This window comes from Prauserella muralis (assembly GCF_003202285.1).
In the GTDB taxonomy this organism is placed as follows: domain Bacteria; phylum Actinomycetota; class Actinomycetes; order Mycobacteriales; family Pseudonocardiaceae; genus Prauserella_B; species Prauserella_B muralis.
This window is the reverse complement of record NZ_MASW01000001.1, coordinates 416,309-436,048: the sequence shown is the minus strand read 5'-3', so window position 1 is coordinate 436,048 and position 19,740 is coordinate 416,309. Positions and strand designations below refer to the sequence as shown.

Sequence of the window (19,740 nt, the reverse complement as noted above, 5' to 3'; positions counted from 1 at the left end):
CCACGGTGCCAGGTGTGATGGAGGTCCCCGCCCCGTGGGCTGGCCCTCGACCTAACTGGAGCGTCTAGCCTCGAGGGGTGACTTCCCAGAGTGCGATGAGGGTGCTCGGCATCGGCGGATCGCTGCGAGAAGGCTCGCAGTCGGAGCGGGCGCTGCGGATAGCGCTGGCCGGAGCGGAGGAGGCCGGGGCGCAGACCGTGGCCCTCGCGGGCTCGGCGCTGTCGCTGCCGTTCTACGACGCGGCCGTCGCCGAACGTTCCGCGGAGGCGCTCGCCCTGGTGGAGGCGGTGCGCACGGCCGACGGCGTGATCGTCGTCTCACCCGGCTACCACGGCGCCCTGTCCGGCCTGGTGAAGAACGCCCTCGACTACGTGGAGGACCTGCGCTCGGACGTCCGGCCGTACCTGCACGGCCGGGCGGTGGGCCTCATCGCGGTCGCCAACGGCTGGCAGGCGGCCGTCACCACGCTCGACCAGCTGCGCACGATCGCGCACGCGTTGCGCGGGTGGCCGACGCCACTCGGCGGGACGGTGAACACGGCGGAGGTCAAGTTCGACGAGGCAGGTGGGGCCTCCGACAGCCGGGTGGCCGACAAACTGCGGCTCATCGGCCGCCAGGTCGCTGAGTTCGGGCACTCCCGGCGTGCATGGGACGGCGTTTCGCCGGATGCTGGAGTGGGCACTCCTGAATGAGGTCGCCCACCGACTGACGCTCCACCACAGCGCAGAGAGGAAGCATGATGGCCAACTCGCCTATCACGAGCCCGCTCAAGGAGAGCGACAAAGAGGTGACGGCGAACGCCCTGCAGGCGACGCTGGTTGATCTGATCGACCTTTCGCTCATCGCCAAGCAGGCGCACTGGAACGTCGTGGGCTCGCATTTCCGGAGTGTGCACCTCCAGCTCGACGAGCTGGTGTCCGCCGCGCGCGGCTTCACCGACGACGTCGCCGAGCGAGCCAACGCCATCGGCGTGTCGCCCAACGGCAAGGCGAAGACGGTGGCCGATACCTCGGGCCTGCCCGAGTACCCGGACAACTGGCAGGCCGACACGGCGACCATCGCGGCCATCGTCGACATCCTGGCGCGCGTGATCGAGCGGATCCGCGCGCGGATCGACGAGACCGACAAGAGCGACCTCGTGACGCAGGACCTGCTCATCGAGATCGCCGCCGAGCTGGAGAAGCAGCACTGGATGTGGCAGGCCCAGCAGGCCTGACCCCGAAGCGACGAAGACCCCGGAGCCGTTCGCGGCGCCGGGGTCTTCGTGTGCGCGGGGTTCAGCGCAGCTTCAGCGCACGCAACGCGAAGTGCACCTCGATGGCGACCTGTTTCACGGTCTCCGCGGTGACCAGCGACCCGTGACCGGCGTCGTAGCGGTAGAACTCGTACGGCACGTCCCGCGCGGCGAGCCGGTCGAGGTAGTTCTCGATCTGCCGGATCGGGCAGCGCGGGTCGTTGTCGCCCGCGAGCACCAGCACGGGCACGTCGACGGCCTCGACGTAGGTGATCGGCGAGCACTCGTCGTACACGGCGGGCACCTCGGAGGGCGAGCCGCCGAACAGCGCCCGGTCGAACGCCCGCAGCTGCTCCATCTCGTCGGCGTAGGCGGCGACGTAGTCGGCCACCGGCACGCCAGCGACGCCGGCCGCCCAGCGGCCGGGCTGGGTGCCCAGTGCCAGCAGGGTCAGGTAACCGCCCCACGACGCCCCGCTCACCACGCACCGCTGCGGGTCGGTCAGGCCACTGCTGACGGCCCAGTCGTGCACCGCGGCGACGTCCTCCAGCTCCGTCAGGCCCGGCCTGCCCTCGATGGCGTCCCGCCACGCCGAGCCGTAGCCGGTGGAGCCCCGGTAGTTGACCTCCACCACGGCCAGCCCCGCGTCGAGCCACACCGCGCGGTAGGCCGAGAACCGGTCCTCGTCGGCGGCATGCGGGCCGCCGTGCAGCAGGAACACGGTGGGCAGCGGGCCCTCCGCGCCCGCGGGACGCGCCACGAGCGCGTGGATCCGCCCGCCGGGTCCCTCCACGAAGGCGTCGCTCACGGGGACCGAGCCCGGAGCCTTGTCGCCCGGCGGCTCCAGCAGCACGCTGTCGGCCCCGTCGGGCGTCCTGACCCGCACCACCGGCGGCTCGGCGGCGTTGGACCACGAGTACTCGATCGCCCCGTCCGGGCGCACGCCCGCGCCGCCGATCCTGCCCTTCGGGGTGTCCACAGCGGACAGCGTGCCGGTGGCGAGGTCGTAGCGGTGCAGCGAACTGCGGCCCTCGTGGAAGTGCACGACGAGCAGCGCCTCGGCGTCGGGGTACCAGTCGCCTGCCACCTCGCCGGGAAGGTCGAGGGTGAGCTCCTGCTCGGTGTCGTTCTCGACGTCCCAGATGAGCAGCTCTTCGCGGCCCCTGCGCTCGTGCAGCATCAGCAGGCGGGAGTCGCCGCCGCGGGGGGAGAACGCCAGCGCGGCGAGGCCCTTGCCCTCGCCGTCCCACTTGTCGGCGACGGTGGTGTAGCCGTCCGTGGCGAGCACGCGCACCGCGGGGTGGCGCGAGTCACCGTGCTCGGAGTGCGAGATCGCGAGCAGCCGCTCGTCCCGCGACAGCGCCGCGACCCCGGCGTCGTTCTCGTTGCTGTAGAAGCGGGCCGTCTCGCCGTCGCCGTGCCGGGCGTACAGCGTGCTGCCCTCGTCGGTGGACACGCCCAGCGCGACGAGCCGGTGCCCGATCTCCAGCCCTGCCGGGTAGCCGTCGGGAACCCCGGGCACCGCGGGCGCGGCCTCCGCGCCGCCGCCGAACGGCTGCCGTACCCATGAGCCGAACTCGTCGCCGTCGGTGTCGTCGAACCACCAGATCCAGCGCCCGTCCGGCGAGGTGGTGGCGTGCAGCGTGCCGTTGGGCCGGTCGGTGACCTGCCGGTGTTCACCGGTGGCCCGGTCCCAGGAGTACACCTCCCACACGCCGCTGGCGTTGGACACGTAGATGCTGGCGTCCGGTGCGTCGAGCGCCCAGTCGGGCACGGAGACCCGCGCAGCGAGGAATCGTGCCCGCCAGCGGGCCTCGGCCTGTGCGTCCTCGAAGAGCTGGTCAGGTACCGAAGCGTGCGGATGCTGTGTGGTCACCCCCCGATCCTGCCAGGTCCGTACTGTATGGGGCGTGCTGGAGGGTTACGCGGCGGACGCCGCAGGCTTCGTGCTGCCGTTGCTGCGGCCGGGAAACCTGGTGCTGGACGTCGGCCGTGGCGAGGCCACGCTCACGCTCGGCACGGCCGCCCATCCACTGCGGGTGCTCGGCGTCGACGCCGACCTGGCGAGGGCCGCGGGCGCACGTGCGGCGGCCCGCCGTGCCTCGGTGTCTACTGTGGATTACCTCGTGGCGGCGCCGGACCTCCTCCCGCTACCGTCGTCCTCAGTGGACATCGTCTACTCGCACGCGCTGCTGGGGGAGCTGGCCGATCCGGGGGCGGCGCTGACCGAGTTCGCGCGGGTGCTGAGGCCCGGCGGGACGCTCGCCGTCTCGGCCGCGGACTGGAGCAGGGCCAGGCTACGGCCGAAGACGGCGAATGTGGACGCCGCACTGCGGGGCAGGCACCTGTTGCACCGCCGGTCCGGAGGCGATCCGTTCGCGGGCAGGCGAGTGGCCGAGTGGGTGACGCGGGCCGGTTTCTACGACGTGCGTTCCAGGACCCGCTACCGGGAGGGCGTCGGCTACCAGGAGCTGGCCCGCCGGGTGGAGGCGCAGCTGGCGGCGGCGGTGCAGACCGACGAGGGCGCGCGCGACCAGCAGCTGGCCAGCGCGGCCCGCTCGGCGTGGATGTGGGCACGCGGCGGTTCGGGTGACTTCGCCCAGTGCTGGACCGAACTCCTCGCGACCAGGTAACGGCAACGCCGCTCCAAACGCCTACCTACCGGGGGGTCCGGGGGCGAAGCCCGTCCGGGTGGGGTGTGGGGGCTGCGCCCCCACAAGACACAAAGAAAGGGCTGTGCTTGCGCGTTCCGCAGACACGGCTTTCCCAGCTTCAAGGGTCCACCTGCGGCTCCCGCCTCGAGGGTCTACCTACCGGGGGGTCCGGGGGGCGAAGCCCGTCCGGGTGGGGTGTGGGGGCTGCGCCCCCACAAGACACAAAGAAAGGGCTGTGCTTGCGCGTTCCGCAAGCACAGCCCTCCCGGCACTTTCGTCGGGGTGGCGGGATTTGAACCCACGACCTCCTCGACCCGAACGAGGCACGCTACCAAGCTGCGCCACACCCCGAGGTACCGCTTAACGGGTCGGCATTCAGTCTAGCGGACGTCGCTCGGCGCCTGACGGCGGGCCGGTTTCTGCGGGTTCGGCACTCGCGTACCCCGCGGGACCAGCGTCAACAGGCTGGCTTCCGGCGGGCAGGCGAACCGCACCGGTGCGTACGGCGACGTGCCGAGTCCCGCGGAGACGTGCAGCCACATGTGGGCTCCCCAGCGGGACGCCCCGCGTGCCCGGGAGCGGTCCAGCTCGCAGTTCGTGACGAGTGCCCCGATGCCCGGCACGCGGAGCTGGCCGCCGTGGGTGTGCCCGGCGAGCACGAGGTCGTAGCCGTCGGTGGCGAAGGGGTCGAGCACCCTCGGTTCGGGTGAGTGCGTGATGCCGAGCCGCAGCACGGCACCGCCCCCCGGCCGCCCCGCGATGTCGCCGTAGCGGTCGCGGTGCAGGTGCGGGTCGTCGACACCGGCGGCGAAGACCTCCTGGCCCGCGATGCTGACCAGCCTGCGGACGTGGGTGAGGTCGAGCCAGCCTCGCTCGATGAACGCGGCGCGCAGGTCCCGCCAGGGCAGGTGCCTGCCGTGGATGCGCTTCTTGCGGCCTCTGGGCATCAGGTAGCGCGCCGGGTTCTTGGGCTTGGGCGCGTAGTAGTCGTTGCTGCCGAACACGAACACGCCGGGCCGGGCGAGCAGCGGCCCGAGCGCGCGCAGCACCGACGGCACGGCCTTCGGATGGGCGAGGTTGTCGCCGGTGTTGACCACGAGGTCCGGCTCCAGCCGGTCGAGCGCGGCGACCCAGCGTTGCTTGGACTCCTGGCCGGGGAGCATGTGCAGGTCGGACACGTGCAGGATCCGGATCGGCCGGGCGCCGGGGGCCAGCACCGGTAGTTCAGCCGTGCGCAGGGTCCAGTGCCGCCGTTCGAACCCGACGGCATAACCGAGTGTTGCGGCGCCGAGTGCAGCCGTGCCCGTCACGAGGCGTTTCATCATCATCCTTCGGAGCTACCTCTGTCACCCAGCGTACGCGCCCGATGCGAAATGCGTGGCGATCGAGGCCTTGGCTGCCAAATTGTGTCCAAACCCGCCCAGTCCGGGTGACCCGGTCACTCGTACCGCGGATCGGACCGGGGCAGTGGCAGCTTCGGCTGGCCTTCGAGCAGCGGCTTCATCGCCCCGAACCACGTCCGGGCGGGGGTCTTCCCGCCGAACATGTTGCCCACGGTGTCGCTGCCCTCCAGCGCCGTGACGTTGCCGGGACCGCCGTCGATGAGCCCGCCGTTCGGGTAGGTCGGCCGGAACACCATGGCGGCGCCCGCCATCTGCGGGGTCGCGCCGATGAACGCCGCCGAGCCGTTGTTCTGGGTGGTCCCGGTCTTGCCGATCATCGGCCGGTCCCAGCCCGCGGCGCTGGCGGCCGCCGCCGAGGTGCCGTTGCCGACGTCGTCCTTGCTCATGCCGACCGCGAGCGAGTTGGCCAGACCCTCGGGGACGGCCTGCTCACACTTGGCCTCCTTGATCGGCACCGGGTTGCCCTCCCGGTCGGTGATCTGCGCGATCGGGGTCGGCGGGCACCACACGCCGCCGCTCATGATCGTCGCCGCGACGTTGGCCAGCTCCAGGCCGCTCGTCGGGCTCACCCCCAGGGTGAACGCGCCCTTGCCCGGCGACCGTCCGCTCGGGCCGAAGAACTCGCGTTGCGTCTGGCTGTAGGCCGGATTCTCGTGGTCGGGCTGCACCGGGCCGCCGTTGGCTGCGTTCGACGTCATGGTCTTGCGCAGGCCCAGCTTGTAGGCCATGTCGACGACCGCCTTCATGCCCGCCTGCTCCTCCAGGATCACGAACGCGGTGTTGGGGGAGGTCGCGAGCGCTTCCTGCAGCGTCATGCTGGGCGGGTACTCGCCCGCGTTCACGACACAGTAGCCCCGCGTGTACTGGTCGATCATCGCGCAGTGATCGCCGCCGCCGACGAACACTCTCGACGTGTACGAGCTGGGTGACTGGACCCGCTCGTAGATGCCGGTGACGCCTCGCTCCAGCGCCGCGGCGGCGGTGAAGATCTTGTAGCTGGAGCCCGTTCCGGTCACGTTGGCGATGTCGGACGGCAGCGCCCACTCGGTCTGGCCGGCATCGGCGTTCGGCCCGTAGTCGCGGTTGGCGGCCAGTGCCACCACCTCGTGCCGGTTCTTGCCGGGCTTCACCAGCGACAGGGTGTTGGCGACGTTCGGCTCGGTCTTGTCCACCTGCGTCTCCGCGGACTCCTTGGCCAGGTGGTTCGCCCTCGGGTCCATGGTGGTGCGGATCGTGTAGCCGCCGGTGTAGAGCTGGTCCTCGGTCATGCCGTGGCTGAGCAGGTAGTCCTGCACGTACTGGCAGAAGAACCCGTTCTCCGGGCCCGCGCCCACGCAGTTCGACGCCGGCTTGTTCGGACCCTCGGGCACCACGCCCAGTGGCTCGGACTTGAGCCGCTCCGCGTCTTCCTTGGACAGCTTGAGGTTCTCGACCATCTTGTCGAGCACGAAGTTGCGCCGCTCGGTGGCCTTCTCCGGGTTGTTCCACGGGTCGTACACCGCGGGGTTGTTCACCATCCCGGCGAGCATCGCCGACTGGGCCACGTTGAGCTTGTCCGGCGTGGTGTTGAAGTAGGCGTGCGCCGCGGCGCCGACGCCGAAGATCCGCCGCGAGAACTCGACGACGTTGAGGTAGCCGGCGAGGATCTGCTCCTTGCTCATCTTCGTCTCGAGCTGGATGGCGATCCGCGCCTCCTTCAGCTTGCGGGCGATGGTCTGCTCCTGTGCCCGCTGCTGGCCGAGGTCGTCGTCGCGGTAGATGACGTTGATGAGGTAGTTCTTGACGTACTGCTGCGTCAGCGTCGAGGCGCCCTGCGTGTCACCACCCGAGGTGTTGCTGATGGCGGCGCGGATGGTGCCCTTCCAGTCGACGCCGGCGTGCTCGTAGAACCGGCGGTCCTCGACCGAGATCAGCGCCCACTTCATCGCGTCGGAGATCTGGTCGGGCGCGGTCGGGACGCGGTACTGGTCGTAGAGCGTCGCGATCGGCTGGCCGTTGCGATCGGTCACCGTGGTGACCAGCGGCGGCGGCTTGTCGGCCAGGTCCGAGGACATGGACTCCACGGTGTCGCTGGCCTCGTTCGAGATCACTCCCGCCGCGCCGACGACCGGGAAGAGAATGCCCGCCACGAGGACCCCCGCGAGCAGGCACAGGCCGAGCATCTTGAACAGTCCGTCCCTCACGCACGTCAGGGTACGCAAGGCGGCGTTGGACCGTCGTGACGTGTACGGCTCCCGGGCACCTTGACGGGAATGTGACATCTGGTAACAAAAGGCCACAAGGGGGTTGGCGGACGGAACCGGTGAGCCCTACAGTCCGTCAACATCTCACGAAAGTGGCGCCAGGGGAGGCGCTCACTGGAGGGACGTGAGCACACAAGACCTGCTCGCGGGGGGCGAGGTCCTGCACTTCGTGTCCTGCCTGCCGGTCACAACAGGGTAGGAGCTGGGGGTATGAACACCAACCAGTCGGACTGGCGGATCCATGCGGCGTGCCGCGACACGGATCCGGACGGCCTGTTCGTCCGTGGTGCCGAGCAGAACCGCGCCAAGCTGGTCTGCATGGGTTGCCCGGTGCGTACCGAGTGTCTCGCCGAGGCCTTGGACAACCGGATCGACTTCGGCGTCTGGGGTGGCATGACCGAGCGCGAGCGGCGTGCGCTGCTGCGCAGGCGCGCCGACGTCGCCAACTGGCGCGACCTGCTGGAGTCGGCGAAGCGCCAGTACGAGCCTGCCGAACGCGTGTCCTGAGTCCCTAGGTTCCCGCCGAGCCCGCCAGCCGGTCGCCGATGTCGCGCAGGCCCGCGATGTCGTGCACGTCGCTGGGCAGCGCGGGCACCCTGACGACGGGCACGCTGGGATGCGCGCGGGTGAACCGGGCGAGCAGCCGTTTCTCCCGCTCGGCCTGCACCACCCGGTCGGCGTGCAGCCGCAGGACCGCGGTGGCGAGTGGCGCGTTCCTGCCGCCGCGCTCCAGCGCCTCGGCGGCCGCGAGCGCGTCGATATCGGAAAGGTCGGCCAGCACGGGGTGGGTGCGGTTGGCGACGAGCCCCGACAGCGGCATCGACTCCTCGGAAAGCCGCTCGACGAAGTAGCTGGCCTCGCGCAGCGCGTCCGGCTCCGGCGCGGCGATCACCAGGAACGCCGTGCCCTCCGACCGCAGCAGCTCTGCGGTCTTGGTGGCGCGCTCGCGGAAGCCGCCGAACGTGGTGTCGAAGGCCTGCATGAACGCCGACGCGTCGGCGAGCAACTGCCCGCCGAGGATCGTCGACACGGCTTTGGCGAACATGGAGAACCCGGCGCTGACCACCTTGCGCAGGCCCCAGCCTCCCGCACGCGCAGGCCCGGTGAGCAGCCGGATCATCCGGCCGTCCAGCGCGGCCGACAGCCGGGTCGGCGCGTCGAGGAAGTCCAGCGCGGAGCGGCTCGGCGGGGTGTCGACCACGATCAGGTCCCACTCGCCTGCCGCGGCGAGCTGGCCCAGCTTCTCCATGGCCATGTACTCCTGCGTGCCGGAGAACGACGTGGAGATGGTCTGGTAGAAGCGGTTGGCGAGCAGTTGCTCGGCGCGTTCGGGGCCGGCGTGGCGGCGCACCATGTCGTCGAAGGTGCGGCGCATGTCGAGCATCATCGCCCACAGCTCGCCCTTCGGCTCGAAGCCAGGGATCACCACCTTGCGCGGGTGGTTGCCGAGCTCCCGCAGGCCGAGCGCCTGGGCGAGCCTGCGCGCCGGGTCGATGGTCAGCACCACCGTCTGCCTGCCGCGCTCGGCCGCGCGCAAGGCGAGCGCCGCCGCGGTGGTGGTCTTGCCGACACCACCCGAGCCGCAGCACACGACCACGCGCGTGCGCGGGTCGTCGATCAGCTCGTCGACATCCAGCGTGGTCGTCATCGGACTCCCTGCTCGACAAGGGCCTCGGCGAGTTCGTACAGCGCGGCGACGTCGACGCCACCGTTCAGCTCGGGCAGCTCGAGCGTCGGCAGGTCCGCCTCGGACAACTGCTCCCGGGCCCGCTGCTCGGCGTCCAGCCGGATGGCGTGCTCGACCGTCTCCTCCACCAGTCCGTCGATCGTCGACTCGGAGAGGTCCAGACCCGCCGATGCCAGCCCGGCACGCACCCGGGAGGCGTCCACCCTGCCGTCCGCGGCGGCGGGCACGGAACGTGCGGGCAGCCGCGGCGGGCGGACCCGGTTCACCAGCACGGCGCCGGGTCGCAGGTCCGCGCCGTCCAGCTCGGCGACGGCGTCGAGTGTCTCGCGGATCGGCATCTCCTCGAGCAGGGTCACCAGGTGCACGGCCGTCTCGCCCGAGTGCAGCAGCCGCACCACGCCCTCGGCCTGCGCCCCGATGGGGCCGGTCTTGGCGAGGTCGGTGAGGGCCTTCGTGACGTCGAGGAACTTCACCACGCGGCCGGTGGGCGGCGCGTCGACCACCACGGCGTCGTAGGTGTGCCGCCCGTCGGACTCGGTCCGGCCGACGCACTCCTTGATCTTGCCGGTGAGCAGCACGTCCCGCAGCCCGGGTGCGAGGGTCGTGGCGAACTCGATGGCGCCCATCCTGCGCAGCGTCCGGCCCGCGAAGCCGAGGTTGTAGAACATCTCGAAGTACTCGAGCAGCGCGGCCTCGACGTCGACGTGCAGCGCGCGCACCTCGCCGCCCCCCGGGGCCGACGCGATGCGCTGCTCGGCGTAGGGCAGCGGCTCGGTGTCGAAGACCTGCGCGAGGCCCTGGCGCCCCTCGACCTCGATGAGCAGCACCCTCCTGCCCCCGCTGGCCAGTGCCAGGCCCAGCGACGCCGCGAGTGTGGTCTTTCCGGTCCCGCCCTTGCCGGTGACGAAATGGAGCCGGGTCCGGGTGAGCTCGTCAGTCCAGCCAGCCAGCGTGGTCACCTACGCAGCGTAAGCCACGGCGGCGGACGCGTTCAGCTCGCGAGCGCGAGCACGCCGACGGTCGCCGCGACGGCGACGACGAGTCCCCAGGTCAGCGCGGCGGGCAGCACGGTGAGCGCGAGGACGCAGAGCACGGCGAGCGTGGTGAAGGCCACGAGGCCGGTCACCGCCACCGTGGCCGAGCTGCCGGTGCGCTCCCGCGCCTTGGCCATGACGATCAGCACGCCGACGACACCCACGACCGCCAGCAGCGCGGCAGCGACGATCCGCCATGTCTCCACACGCGGAGACGGTACTGGCCGCAGCCCGTTAGGGTGTCGGCCATGAGTGCCACGAAGTGGGAGTACGCCACCGTTCCGCTGCTGATCCACGCGACGAAGCAGATCCTCGACCAGTGGGGCGAGGACGGCTGGGAACTGGTCACCGTGCTGCCCAACCCGAGCGGCGAGCAGCACGTCGCCTACCTGAAGCGGCCGAAGGGCTGAGCCCGGTGAGCTGGAGCGCGAGGCTCGCGGAGCTCGGTATCGAACTGCCCGGTGTGGCCGCGCCGGTCGCCGCGTACATCCCCGCGGTGCGCACGGGCTCGCACGTCTACACGTCGGGGCAGTTGCCGTTCGTCGACGGCTCGCTGGCGGCCAGCGGCAAGGTCGGCGCCGAGGTGAGTCCCGAGGAGGCCAAGCAGCACGCGCGGACGGCCACGCTCAACGCGCTGGCTGCCGTGCACGGCCTGGTGGGCATCGACTCGGTGCGGCGCATCGTCAAGGTCACCGGGTTCGTGGCCTCCGCCGAGGGGTTCACCGGCCAGCCCGCCGTGATCAACGGGGCGTCGGAGTTGCTGGGTGAGGTTTTCGGGGACGCGGGTGCGCACGCCCGCGCCGCGGTGGGGGTCGCGGAGCTGCCGCTGGGCGCCCCGGTCGAGGTCGAGCTGATCGTCGAGGTGAGCTGAACTATGGATCCGGACATCGAGCACGCATGCCACGAACTGCTCCTGCGTCTGGCGGGCCGCATGCCCGACCAGATGCTCTGGCGGTTCCGCGACTGGCTGGGAGAGGGTGCGATGGGCACGCTCGCGCGCACCCTGCCGAAGTCTTTGCTCAAGCACAGGATTGACCTGGACCAAGCGGAGTATCGCCTGCTGGTCGCCGGTCTGATTCCCCATGGAGCCGACTGGCACCAGGTGAGTTCCACGCTTGGGGTAGACGCCTCTGCCGAGAACAGGTACACATTCACGACGGGTGCACCCGATTGGGTGAACACCGTCGATTCGGTGTCCGTGGTGGTTCACGCAACGTTGCGTGGCCGCCCGGATGTGGGAGAGGTCCGGGAGAGCTGGCGACACGACCGTGGTACCGGTGAGCATGAGCCCAAGCGCGTGCTGCTGGTCACCGCCGTGTCCGGGCTCCCGCGCCTCGCTGGGGAGCTGCAGCGGGTTCTCCGCGTGCTGGGCGACGAGGCGCCCAGCGTCGAGGTTCTGCCCGCACAGATGGACCTGCCCGCCTATCACCGGGCGGCGCTCGCGAACTCGCGGTTCGTGTGCGTGGGCTCCGTGGACGCCGGTCACCACGAACTCGTACCCGCGTAACGCTCGCTCGGCCAGCGGGCTGGAGGGAGACCGGCGATGGTGGATGTCCACGATGGCCTGCCCAAGGACGGCTTCGCGGTTCCGCTGCGACTGCACAACGTCCTGCTGGCGCTGGCAGGTCGCCTGGACGACAGCGCGCTCTCGGAGGCACGGGAGCTCGTCGCCCGCTCGCACCTGGACGACGCGGCCGAACTCACCACGGGCGCGCTGATCGCGGGCCGGATCATGGTCCGGCCACCCGAGCAGCGTGAGCTGGCCCTCGTGCTGGAGATGAGCCGGTCGGACGCCTCACTGGCCGACCAGCTCACCGTCGGCGAAGCCGTCCCCGGTTACACCCACCGGTTCAGCAGGGAGAACGAGCCGGAGCGGGGGATCTCCGAAGCCCTCGGGCGCACGCTGGAGGTGCTGCCGGACCTGCGTTCGGTGCACGCCGTGTGGCGCAACACCCCCGCGGGCAGCGTGCCCGGCCCACTGCCGACCCGGGTGGTGCTCGTCGAGGTCGGCCCCGAGGCGCACCCGCCCGCCGTCGCGTTCCGCGTCGACGACGCGCTGCGCCGGTCGGGTATCCGCTCCGTCGTCGAGGTGACCGGACCCGGCGCCGAGCGGACCGAGTACCACGAGGCGGCGCTGGCCGCGGCGACCCCGGTGTGGCTGGCCACGGGCCAGTCCTCCGGCGGTTCGGCGTCGTGGTCGTCCCGTGCGCCGCGGGCGAGAGCCGCGGGCGGCGCGCACACCGCCGCGGAGGCGTCCAGGGAACCCGCCCACGCCGCTCCCGACTTCGAGGAGCCTGCCGTAGCTGCCCCGAGGGTGGCTCAGCAGCCGGAACCCCAGCCCCAGCCGCAGTCCCAGCCTGAGCCCGCGCCAGTGGCGAAGGCCGAGTCCGGCGAGCAGGCCGAGCCCGAGCCCGGCCCCGCCGAGCGGGAGAACCGCGCCGCGGCCACCACGGAGATGACCAAGGAGGAGGTCGCGCAGCTGCGCGCGGCCATCGCCGAGGACCCGGAGAAGGGCCGCCTGATCGCCGGGGTCAACGGCGGGTCCGGCGACGTGGTGGAGCTACCGGAGCTCGACCTCGACGACCCGCAGCTGTCCGAGCGCGACCGGCAGCTGCTGCGGGAGCTGCACGCCGAGCTGGCCGAGCGCGAGCGCGCCGAGGCGGCCAAGGCCAGGATGAACGGTGCCGAACAGCATTGGGCGGACGGCTTCTCGGGTGCCTGACCACCGGCCGCCCTCCGGGGGCCGGGGTATCTTGCGGGACGTGTCCGCCACCTTTCACGTGCCCAAGGAGTCGGTGCTGTCCCTGCCGTCGAAGCCGCCTGCGCGGCCCGCGGAGCCCAGGGACGCCGCCACGGTGATGCTGCTGCGCGACGCGGGCGGCACCGACGGCGGCGGTGTCGAGGTGTTCCTCCAGCGCCGGGTCGCCGCGATGGCCTTCGCCGCCGGGATGACCGTGTTCCCCGGTGGCGGAGTCGACGAGCGCGACGCCGACGCGTCGGTGCGCTGGGCGGGTCCGCCACCGCGGCAGTGGGCCGAGTGGTTCGGCTGTTCCGTGTCCCTGGCCAGCGCGCTCGTCTGCGCGGCCGTGCGGGAGACGTTCGAGGAGTCGGGCGTGCTGCTGGCGGGCTCCGCGGAGGCGGTCGTCGGCGACACCGCCGACTACGCCGCCGCCCGGCGCGCGCTGGTGTCGCGCGAGCTGTCGCTGGCCGGGTTCCTCAATGACGCCGGCCTGACGCTGCGGGCGGACCTGTTGCGGCCGTGGGCGAACTGGGTGACCCCGGAGCAGGAGCCGCGCCGCTACGACGCGCGGTTCTTCGTCGCCGCGCTGCCGCGGGGCCAGCACGCCGACGGCGAGACCACCGAGGCGGAGTCGTCGGGCTGGCAGCGCCCGCGCGACGCGATCGCCGACGCCGAGGCCGGGCGCAGCATCCTGATGCCGCCCACGTGGTACGTGCTGGGCGAACTGGCCGAGTGCGCCTCGGTCGCCGAGGTGCTGGCCACGACGAAACCGATCCCGAAGATCACCCCGCGGCTGGTGGTCGACGGTGACCAGGTACGAGTGGAGCTGCCGTGACCCATCCCGCGTACGGCGTGCTGCGCCCGGTCTCGTCCGTGGCGTCGGTGCTGCTGGAGAACAACCCGTCGACGATGACCCTGGAGGGCACCAACACGTGGGTGCTGCGCGGCCCCGGCGCGCGCGGCTGTGTCGTCGTGGACCCCGGCTACGAGGATCCCGAGCATCTGGGCCTGCTCACCGAGCTGACCGGTGACGTCGAGCTGATCCTGCTCACGCACCACCACCCCGACCACTCGGAGGGCGCCCCCTGGCTGGCCGAGCGGGTGGGCGCTCCGGTGCGCGCGTTCGATCCCGGCCTGTGCCGTGGCGCCGCGCCGATCACGCACGAGGACGTCGTGACCGCGGCCGGGCTGGAGATCGAGGTGCTGCACACGCCGGGTCACACCGCTGACTCGGTGACCCTGCATCTGGCCCACGGCGGCCGCTCGCACGTGCTGACCGGCGACACGGTGCTCGGCAGGGGCACGACGATCCTGTCCGACCTCGGTGACTACCTGCGCTCGCTGCGGACGCTGCGCGCGCTGCCGGAGGGCGCGCTCGGCCTGCCCGGCCACGGTCCCGAGCTGGCCGACCTCCCGGCCACGGCACGGCAGTACTCACAGCACCGCGAGCAGCGGCTCGACCAGGTGCGAGCGGCGTTGCGGCAGCTCGGACCGGACGCGACACCGAGGCAGGTCGTGGAGGTCGTCTACGCCGACGTCGACCGGTCGCTGTGGGGCCCTGCCGAGGCGAGCGTGGTGGCCCAGCTGGAGTACCTCCGCTCCGAGCCCTAGCCCCAAGCTCCCCAATGCCACATTCGTAGCGTTGAGCGCCACCAATGCGGCATTCGTGGCGTTGAGCGCTACCAATGCCGCATTGGGGAGGTGTGTGGGGGCTCAGGCGGTCACCGGGGTCGGGCTCGGCTCCGGGGTGCGAACCGTGTGGCGCAGCAGCCACACGACCCCGGCCAGTACCAGCGCGCACCCGGTGGCGGCGAGGAACGCGGCGGGTGGCCCGCTGTGCTCCACCAGGTAGCCGCTCGCCGACTGGCCGAACGCCAGCCCCAGCGTGATCGCCGTGAGCACCCAGCCGAAGGCCTCCGCCGCCGTGCCCTCCGGAGCCACCAGCTCGATCGCCGCCGAGTGCGCCGTCGACTGCGGCGTGATGAGGGCACCCGCGGCGAGCATCGCCAGCGCCAGCCCCCACAGCGTCGACGGCACCGCCAGCAGGCCGACGAGCAGCCCGAACGCCGCGAGCAGGACGGGAAGCCGCACCCGCATCGGCCGTGGCCACGGGCGCAGGCTGTAGGCGACGCCGAAGCCCACCGAGCTCACCGACCACAGCGACAGCAGCAGCCCGCCGATCGCCACCGCACCCGCCTGCTCGGCGGCGGCGGGCACGGCGACCTCGACGAAGCCGATCACCATGCCGAAGCCGAGCGCGGCGAGGGCCAGCGTGCGCATCCCCGGGCTGGCGAGCGCTCCGAGCAACCGTCCTCCGGTGCGCTCGGCCGGGCCCCACGCCCGCACCGGAGGGCTCAGCGCGAACGACACCGCGCCCGTGACCATGCACGTCGCGCCGAGGACCATGCCCGTGCCCGGCCAGGGGGCGGTGATGAGCACCCCGGCCAGGCCCGGCCCCAGGATGAAGAACACCTCCATGCTGATGGCCTCGTACGAGAACGCGGCGTTACGTGTGGGTCCCGGCGGCAGCAGCCGCGTCCACAGCGCCCGCGACGCCGAACCCGTCATCGGTTCGGTGATGCCGATGCCCGCGGCGAGCGCGACCAGCACCGGCGCCGGCGCATGTGCCTCGATCGCGGTGACCACGGCGGCCATGAAGAGTGTGAACAACGCGGCCACCAGCAGCAGCGGCCGGGTGGGACCGAAGCGGTCGATGAGCCTGCCCTGCACCACCGAGCCCACGGACACCCCGACCAGCGAGCTTGCCGACACCAGGCCCGCGGTGGCGAAGGAGCCGGTCTCGTGCTGGACGTACAGCAACGCCGAAATGCCGATCATCGCGATCGGGAGGCGGGCGAGCAGCGACGCCACCACGGGACGCAACGCCCCGGGCGTACTCAGCGTCGCGCGGTAGTCGGCCAGCGTCGTGCGGCCGTCGGAAGCGGAGTGGGACACGCGTACCAGTATGCCTCACTGTGGTACGCAAGTACCAGTTATTTATTCGGTAGCGACACGCCTCGAGCAGGTGTGAAATACGTCCGATCGGGTATCACTGTCTCAGTTAGGTAACGGTGGGCCGGTTTCGGGCATCAAACCCGGCGGCCACGCGTCCTTGAGAGTGAACGGCCTTGAATTTCGGGGTAGGGGTCGTGCGATCGTTGACAGTGAAAAAGAAACCAAGTCTCCCTCCGGATTCGGGTCGGGGCCTACACCGGAGGGCGGGGAGCGCGGGCTGTCGGGGGATGGTCCGCGCATAGACAAGGGGCCGGTGCGCCACGTCGGGGGTGGCGCCCGGCCCCTTGCTCTGTCTTCGATGCCGTCTTCCTGACGGGCAGGCGGGTCAGCGTGCGCGGCGCGCGAGCCGCTCCGGGTCGAGGATCAGCACGCTCTTGCCTTCCAGCCGCAGCCAGCCACGGTGCGCGAAGTCAGCGAGCGCCTTGTTGACGGTCTCGCGCGAGGCGCCGACGTACTGGGCGATCTCCTCCTGCGTCAGGTCGTGCGTCACCCGCAGCAGGCCGGCCTCCTGGCTGCCGAACCGCTGCGCCAGCTGCAGCAGCGCCCTGGCCACGCGGCCGGGAACGTCCGTGAAGATCAGCTCGGCGACCATGTTGTTCGTGCGGCGCAGCCGCCGCGCGACCACGCGAAGCAGTTGCTCGGCGATCTCCGGCCTCGTCGAGATCCACTGCCGGAGCGCGGGGCGGTCCATCGTCACGGCGCTGACCTCGGTCACCGTGGTCGCCGTCGAGGTGCGAGGTCCGGGGTCGAAGATCGACAGCTCACCGAACATGTCGGAAGGCCCCATGATCTGGAACAGGTTCTCCCGGCCGTCCGCCGACTTGCGCCCGATCTTCACCTTGCCGGACTTGATGATGTAGAGCTTGTCGCCCGGCTCGCCCTCGTTGAAGATCACGTGGCCCCTGGGAAACTCCACAGTCTCCAAGGTCTGCGCGAGCGCCTCGGCCGCTGCCGGTTCCACACCCTGGAAAATGCCCGCCCGGGCCAGGGTCTCGTCCACCTCGTGCCTCCTTCGAGAAGCGACTGTCCCCTCGCCAGCGAGGAGCGTGTCGCCGATCACTACGTGCAGTGTAGGGCGTGCCCGCGAGATCGCTTCCCGGCTCGCCGCCGCGCGGGCAACCCACACCGTGCGGGTGACACCAGGCGTTCCTGTCCGCGTTCACGCGGATACTGCCTGTTGAAGCGGCATCCGGATCGATCTCGTCCGATCGGACAGCCTAACCTGCGACGCGCAGCGTCTCCGTTTGGGCGGTGGTGGTGGTGGGAGACGGGAGGGCCTAGCTGCGCACGCGCCGGGTCTTGAGCTTGGCGCTCCTGCCGCCGAGCCTGCGCAGCCGGAACAGTTCGAGCGCGCGGCCGATGCCGTGGCCGTAGAGGGCGCGCACCTCGTCGGGCTGCGCCTGCTCCAGGAACTCCTCGACGTCCTCGCCGCGCACCGACACGTGCCGCAGGCGGTTCTCCACGCGTTCCATCCCGAGGGCGAACAGCATGACCACGAGCGGCACCGCGATGACGAACCAGACGGTCATAAGACTCAGATCCTCACTCGTGGCGTCTCGGACGGTCGCCGGTTGTGTGGTGGCCGGGTCTCGGTGAAGCACGTGTCCACCGATCGGACGGCGCACGTAGGCTAGCGGGGTGTCGTCAGCCGTCGGTCAAGCCCCCCGGAAGGGTCGTTCGTTCGCCGCCGAAACCAGGCTGTCACTGGTGAGACGTGCGCGGCGAATGAAACGTCGCCTCGACGAAGCCTACCCGGATGCCCACTGCGAACTGGACTTCACCACGCCGCTCGATCTGCTGGTGGCCGTCATCCTGTCCGCGCAATGCACCGACGAGCGGGTCAATCAGGTGACCCCTGCGCTCTTCGCCCGCTATCCCACGGCGGCGGGCTACGCGGGCGCCGACCGCACCGAGCTGGAGGAGCTGATCCGCCCGACCGGCTTCTACCGCAACAAGGCGACCTCGCTCATGGGCCTCGGCGCCGCGCTCGTCGAGCGGCACGACGGCGAGGTGCCGGGCACGCTGGCCGACCTGGTGAAGCTGCCCGGCGTCGGCCGCAAGACGGCCAACGTGGTGCTCGGCGAGGCGTTCGGCGTTCCCGGCATCACCGTGGACACCCACTTCGGCAGGCTGGTCCGCCGCTGGGGCTGGACGTCCGCGGACGACCCGGTGAAGGTCGAGCAGGAGGTGGGTGACCTCATCCCGCGCAAGGAGTGGACGATGCTCTCCCACCGCGTGATCTTCCACGGAAGGCGCGTCTGCCACGCGCGCAAGCCCGCGTGCGGCGCCTGCCCGCTCGCCCGCGACTGCCCCTCCTACGGTGCGGGCCCGACCGAGTTCGAGGCCGCGGCCAAGCTGGTGAAGGGGCCGGAGCGGGAGCATCTGCTCGCGCTGGTGACGAAGCCTTGACCACGGCGACGAAATGGGCTCTGGCGGCGGGGGTGCTGGCGCTCGCCGTGCTGGTCGCGCTGCTGCCGCGAACCGGCTCGGATGGCGGCACGGCGCCCGAACCGGAGCTCGGACCGGCCCGCGAGCGGGCGGCCCTGCAACCCTGCCCTTCCGGGGGGACGGGACGGGTGGACGCGCTCGCCGGCGTGCGGGTCACGTGCCTCGGCGACGGCTCCACGGCCGATCTCGGCACCGCCCTCGCCGGGCGGGCGACCCTGGTCAACGTGTGGGCGACCTGGTGCGAGCCCTGCCGGGAGGAGCTGCCGTTGCTGCAGGACTACGCCGCGGGGCCGGACGCGGTGCGGGTCCTCACGGTGCAGGTGGAGAGTTCGGCCAGGGACGGGCTGGAGCTGCTGGCCGAGCTGGGCGTGCGCCTGCCCGCCGTGCACGACGGCGACGGCGCGAGCGGGCCGGTGCGCACGGCGCTGCGGGTCCCGCGGGCACTGCCCGCGTCGTACCTGGTGACGGCCGACGGCTCGGTGCGGTTCGTCCGCGACCCGCGGCTGTTCACGTCGGTGGGACAGATCCGTGAGACCGTGGCGGGGCTGCGGGGAGGCGCCCGGTGAGCGGCCCGCTCGTCGATCCCCACGAGACCCCGCACTGGCTCCGCCGGCTCGTCGAGATCAGCGGTGAGCTGGACGCGAGGACGTTCACGCGTTTCTCGCCGCCGCCGGGGGACGGCCGCGTCAGGGACGCGTCGGTGCTGATCCTCTTCGGCGACGACACGCACGGTCCGGACGTCCTGCTGCTGCGCAGGGCCGAGACGCTCGGCTCGCACGCGGGCCAGGTGGCCTTCCCCGGCGGCGGGGCCGAGGAGGGCGACGACGGCCCCGTGCACACCGCGCTGCGCGAGGCCGAGGAGGAGACGGGGGTCGACCCGTCGGGCGTGCGCCCGGTGGCCGTGCTGCCGCGGCTGTACGTCCCGGTGTCCCGGTTCGCCGTCACCCCGGTGCTCGCCCACTGGCACGAGCCCAGCCCCGTCCGTCCCGTCGACCCCGGAGAGACGGCCGCCGTGGCCAGGGTGCCGGTGGCCGACCTCGCCGACCCGGCCAACCGCTTCCTCGTGCGCAAGGAGGGTGCCGGCTGGAAGGGTCCCGCGTTCGAGGTCGGCGGCTTGTTCGTCTGGGGGTTCACAGCGGGTCTGCTTTCCGTCCTGCTCACGCTCGGTGGCTGGGAACGCGAGTGGGATCACACGGATGTACGCGACCTTGACGTAGCGTTGGCGCGTCACGAGGCCAGGGCCCGGCAGCTGGAACCGGGCGCCCGCGAGTAGGGAGAGATG

General features: G+C 71.6%; 22 protein-coding genes and 1 tRNA gene. 13 read left to right on the top strand and 10 right to left on the bottom strand.

Annotated features, from left to right (window positions below; translation table 11 throughout):
• The first annotated feature begins 77 nt into the window (after positions 1-77).
• Together BAY60_RS02935 and dps are read left to right on the top strand one after the other, a co-directional pair.
• The gene (locus BAY60_RS02935; protein WP_112279265.1) at positions 78-692 is read left to right on the top strand and encodes an NADPH-dependent FMN reductase; all 615 of its coding nucleotides are present in this window, start codon (positions 78-80) and stop codon (positions 690-692) included.
• A gap of 47 nt (positions 693-739) precedes the next feature.
• Complete coding sequence (gene dps / locus BAY60_RS02930) at positions 740-1,216, top strand: DNA starvation/stationary phase protection protein Dps (RefSeq protein ID WP_112279264.1); 477 nt, start codon at positions 740-742, stop codon at positions 1,214-1,216.
• A 61-nt stretch (positions 1,217-1,277) separates the two neighbouring features.
• Here the strand turns inward: dps and BAY60_RS02925 are convergent, their stop codons facing one another.
• Complete coding sequence (locus BAY60_RS02925) at positions 1,278-3,110, bottom strand: prolyl oligopeptidase family serine peptidase (RefSeq protein ID WP_112279263.1); 1,833 nt, start codon at positions 3,108-3,110, stop codon at positions 1,278-1,280.
• A 34-nt stretch (positions 3,111-3,144) separates the two neighbouring features.
• Here BAY60_RS02925 and BAY60_RS02920 point away from each other — a divergent pair, with 34 nt between their 5' ends.
• The gene (locus BAY60_RS02920) at positions 3,145-3,867 is read left to right on the top strand and encodes a methyltransferase domain-containing protein (protein ID WP_112279262.1); all 723 of its coding nucleotides are present in this window, start codon (positions 3,145-3,147) and stop codon (positions 3,865-3,867) included.
• A gap of 298 nt (positions 3,868-4,165) precedes the next feature.
• Here BAY60_RS02920 and BAY60_RS02915 read toward each other — a convergent pair.
• From BAY60_RS02915 to BAY60_RS02905, 3 genes are all read right to left on the bottom strand, one after another.
• Positions 4,166-4,239, bottom strand: a tRNA-Pro gene (locus BAY60_RS02915).
• Between the two features lie 29 nt (positions 4,240-4,268).
• Positions 4,269-5,210 (bottom strand): metallophosphoesterase, encoded by a 942-nt coding sequence (locus BAY60_RS02910; RefSeq protein ID WP_112279261.1) that lies wholly within the window; start codon positions 5,208-5,210, stop codon positions 4,269-4,271.
• Positions 5,211-5,326: 116 nt separating this feature from the next.
• The gene (locus BAY60_RS02905) at positions 5,327-7,453 is read right to left on the bottom strand and encodes a transglycosylase domain-containing protein (protein WP_245992407.1); all 2,127 of its coding nucleotides are present in this window, start codon (positions 7,451-7,453) and stop codon (positions 5,327-5,329) included.
• Positions 7,454-7,744: 291 nt separating this feature from the next.
• On the opposite strand from BAY60_RS02905, the gene BAY60_RS02900 reads away from it, so the two are divergent.
• Positions 7,745-8,041, top strand: coding sequence for a WhiB family transcriptional regulator (locus tag BAY60_RS02900; protein WP_112279259.1), 297 nt, complete (start codon positions 7,745-7,747; stop codon positions 8,039-8,041).
• Positions 8,042-8,045: 4 nt separating this feature from the next.
• Here BAY60_RS02900 and bagB read toward each other — a convergent pair whose 3' ends face one another.
• The 3 genes from bagB to BAY60_RS02885 are packed head-to-tail and all read right to left on the bottom strand — an operon-like array spanning position 8,046 to position 10,461.
• Complete coding sequence (bagB, locus tag BAY60_RS02895) at positions 8,046-9,182, bottom strand: ATPase BagB (protein WP_112279258.1); 1,137 nt, start codon at positions 9,180-9,182, stop codon at positions 8,046-8,048.
• The gene (gene bagA, locus BAY60_RS02890; protein WP_112279257.1) at positions 9,179-10,180 is read right to left on the bottom strand and encodes an ATPase BagA; all 1,002 of its coding nucleotides are present in this window, start codon (positions 10,178-10,180) and stop codon (positions 9,179-9,181) included. Before bagA ends, bagB begins: the two co-directional genes overlap by 4 nt.
• Positions 10,181-10,212: 32 nt before the next feature.
• The gene (locus tag BAY60_RS02885; RefSeq protein WP_112279256.1) at positions 10,213-10,461 is read right to left on the bottom strand and encodes a hypothetical protein; all 249 of its coding nucleotides are present in this window, start codon (positions 10,459-10,461) and stop codon (positions 10,213-10,215) included.
• Between the two features lie 42 nt (positions 10,462-10,503).
• Between BAY60_RS02885 and sp36 the strand changes: the two genes are divergently transcribed.
• The 6 genes from sp36 to BAY60_RS02855 are packed head-to-tail and all read left to right on the top strand — an operon-like array spanning position 10,504 to position 14,606.
• Positions 10,504-10,665, top strand: a complete 162-nt coding sequence (gene sp36, locus BAY60_RS02880) for a Sp36 family protein (RefSeq protein ID WP_003068074.1) — start codon at positions 10,504-10,506, stop codon at positions 10,663-10,665.
• Positions 10,666-10,670: 5 nt separating this feature from the next.
• On the top strand, positions 10,671-11,126 hold the full coding sequence (locus tag BAY60_RS02875; protein WP_112279255.1) for a RidA family protein: 456 nt from the start codon (positions 10,671-10,673) through the stop codon (positions 11,124-11,126).
• 3 nt (positions 11,127-11,129) lie between these two features.
• The gene (locus tag BAY60_RS02870; RefSeq protein ID WP_112279254.1) at positions 11,130-11,762 is read left to right on the top strand and encodes a hypothetical protein; all 633 of its coding nucleotides are present in this window, start codon (positions 11,130-11,132) and stop codon (positions 11,760-11,762) included.
• A gap of 36 nt (positions 11,763-11,798) precedes the next feature.
• Positions 11,799-12,977 carry a hypothetical protein gene (locus BAY60_RS02865; protein ID WP_112279253.1) on the top strand — a complete coding sequence of 393 codons (1,179 nt, stop codon included), beginning with the start codon at positions 11,799-11,801 and terminating at the stop codon, positions 12,975-12,977.
• A gap of 40 nt (positions 12,978-13,017) precedes the next feature.
• Positions 13,018-13,830 (top strand): NUDIX hydrolase, encoded by an 813-nt coding sequence (locus BAY60_RS02860; RefSeq protein WP_425466439.1) that lies wholly within the window; start codon positions 13,018-13,020, stop codon positions 13,828-13,830.
• Positions 13,827-14,606: an MBL fold metallo-hydrolase gene (locus tag BAY60_RS02855; protein ID WP_112279252.1), complete on the top strand. Its 780-nt coding sequence runs from the start codon at positions 13,827-13,829 to the stop codon at positions 14,604-14,606. Before BAY60_RS02860 ends, BAY60_RS02855 begins: the two co-directional genes overlap by 4 nt.
• A gap of 102 nt (positions 14,607-14,708) precedes the next feature.
• Here the strand turns inward: BAY60_RS02855 and BAY60_RS02850 are convergent, their stop codons facing one another.
• The 3 genes from BAY60_RS02850 to BAY60_RS02840 form a co-directional block, all read right to left on the bottom strand.
• A complete protein-coding gene (locus BAY60_RS02850) occupies positions 14,709-15,950 on the bottom strand; it encodes an MFS transporter (protein ID WP_112279251.1) in 1,242 nt (413 codons plus the stop codon).
• Positions 15,951-16,335: 385 nt separating this feature from the next.
• The gene (locus tag BAY60_RS02845) at positions 16,336-17,010 is read right to left on the bottom strand and encodes a Crp/Fnr family transcriptional regulator (protein ID WP_005441764.1); all 675 of its coding nucleotides are present in this window, start codon (positions 17,008-17,010) and stop codon (positions 16,336-16,338) included.
• A gap of 277 nt (positions 17,011-17,287) precedes the next feature.
• A complete protein-coding gene (locus BAY60_RS02840) occupies positions 17,288-17,539 on the bottom strand; it encodes a hypothetical protein (RefSeq protein WP_112279250.1) in 252 nt (83 codons plus the stop codon).
• Positions 17,540-17,648: 109 nt separating this feature from the next.
• Between BAY60_RS02840 and nth the strand changes: the two genes are divergently transcribed.
• From nth to BAY60_RS02825, 3 genes are read left to right on the top strand one after another with little or no spacing between them, the layout of a single operon-like run.
• Positions 17,649-18,419 carry an endonuclease III gene (gene nth / locus BAY60_RS02835; protein WP_425466438.1) on the top strand — a complete coding sequence of 257 codons (771 nt, stop codon included), beginning with the start codon at positions 17,649-17,651 and terminating at the stop codon, positions 18,417-18,419.
• Positions 18,416-19,024, top strand: a complete 609-nt coding sequence (locus tag BAY60_RS02830; protein WP_112279248.1) for a TlpA family protein disulfide reductase — start codon at positions 18,416-18,418, stop codon at positions 19,022-19,024. The genes nth and BAY60_RS02830 overlap by 4 nt, the downstream gene beginning before the upstream one ends.
• On the top strand, positions 19,021-19,731 hold the full coding sequence (locus BAY60_RS02825) for an NUDIX hydrolase (protein WP_112279247.1): 711 nt from the start codon (positions 19,021-19,023) through the stop codon (positions 19,729-19,731). Before BAY60_RS02830 ends, BAY60_RS02825 begins: the two co-directional genes overlap by 4 nt.
• Positions 19,732-19,740: the final 9 nt, after the last annotated feature.

Bases quoted from the DNA above. Each gene is read 5' to 3' on its own strand.
- dps (WP_112279264.1), top strand. From the start codon at position 740: ATGGCCAACTCGCCTATCACGAGCCCGCTCAAGGAGAGCGACAAAGAG.
- BAY60_RS02910 (WP_112279261.1), bottom strand. From the start codon at position 5,210: ATGAAACGCCTCGTGACGGGCACGGCTGCACTCGGCGCCGCAACACTC.
- BAY60_RS02905 (WP_245992407.1), bottom strand. From the start codon at position 7,453: ATGCTCGGCCTGTGCCTGCTCGCGGGGGTCCTCGTGGCGGGCATTCTC.
- BAY60_RS02900 (WP_112279259.1), top strand. From the start codon at position 7,745: ATGAACACCAACCAGTCGGACTGGCGGATCCATGCGGCGTGCCGCGAC.
- bagB (WP_112279258.1), bottom strand. From the start codon at position 9,182: ATGACGACCACGCTGGATGTCGACGAGCTGATCGACGACCCGCGCACG.
- sp36 (WP_003068074.1), top strand. From the start codon at position 10,504: ATGAGTGCCACGAAGTGGGAGTACGCCACCGTTCCGCTGCTGATCCAC.
- BAY60_RS02870 (WP_112279254.1), top strand. From the start codon at position 11,130: ATGGATCCGGACATCGAGCACGCATGCCACGAACTGCTCCTGCGTCTG.
- BAY60_RS02865 (WP_112279253.1), top strand. From the start codon at position 11,799: ATGGTGGATGTCCACGATGGCCTGCCCAAGGACGGCTTCGCGGTTCCG.
- BAY60_RS02840 (WP_112279250.1), bottom strand. From the start codon at position 17,539: ATGACCGTCTGGTTCGTCATCGCGGTGCCGCTCGTGGTCATGCTGTTC.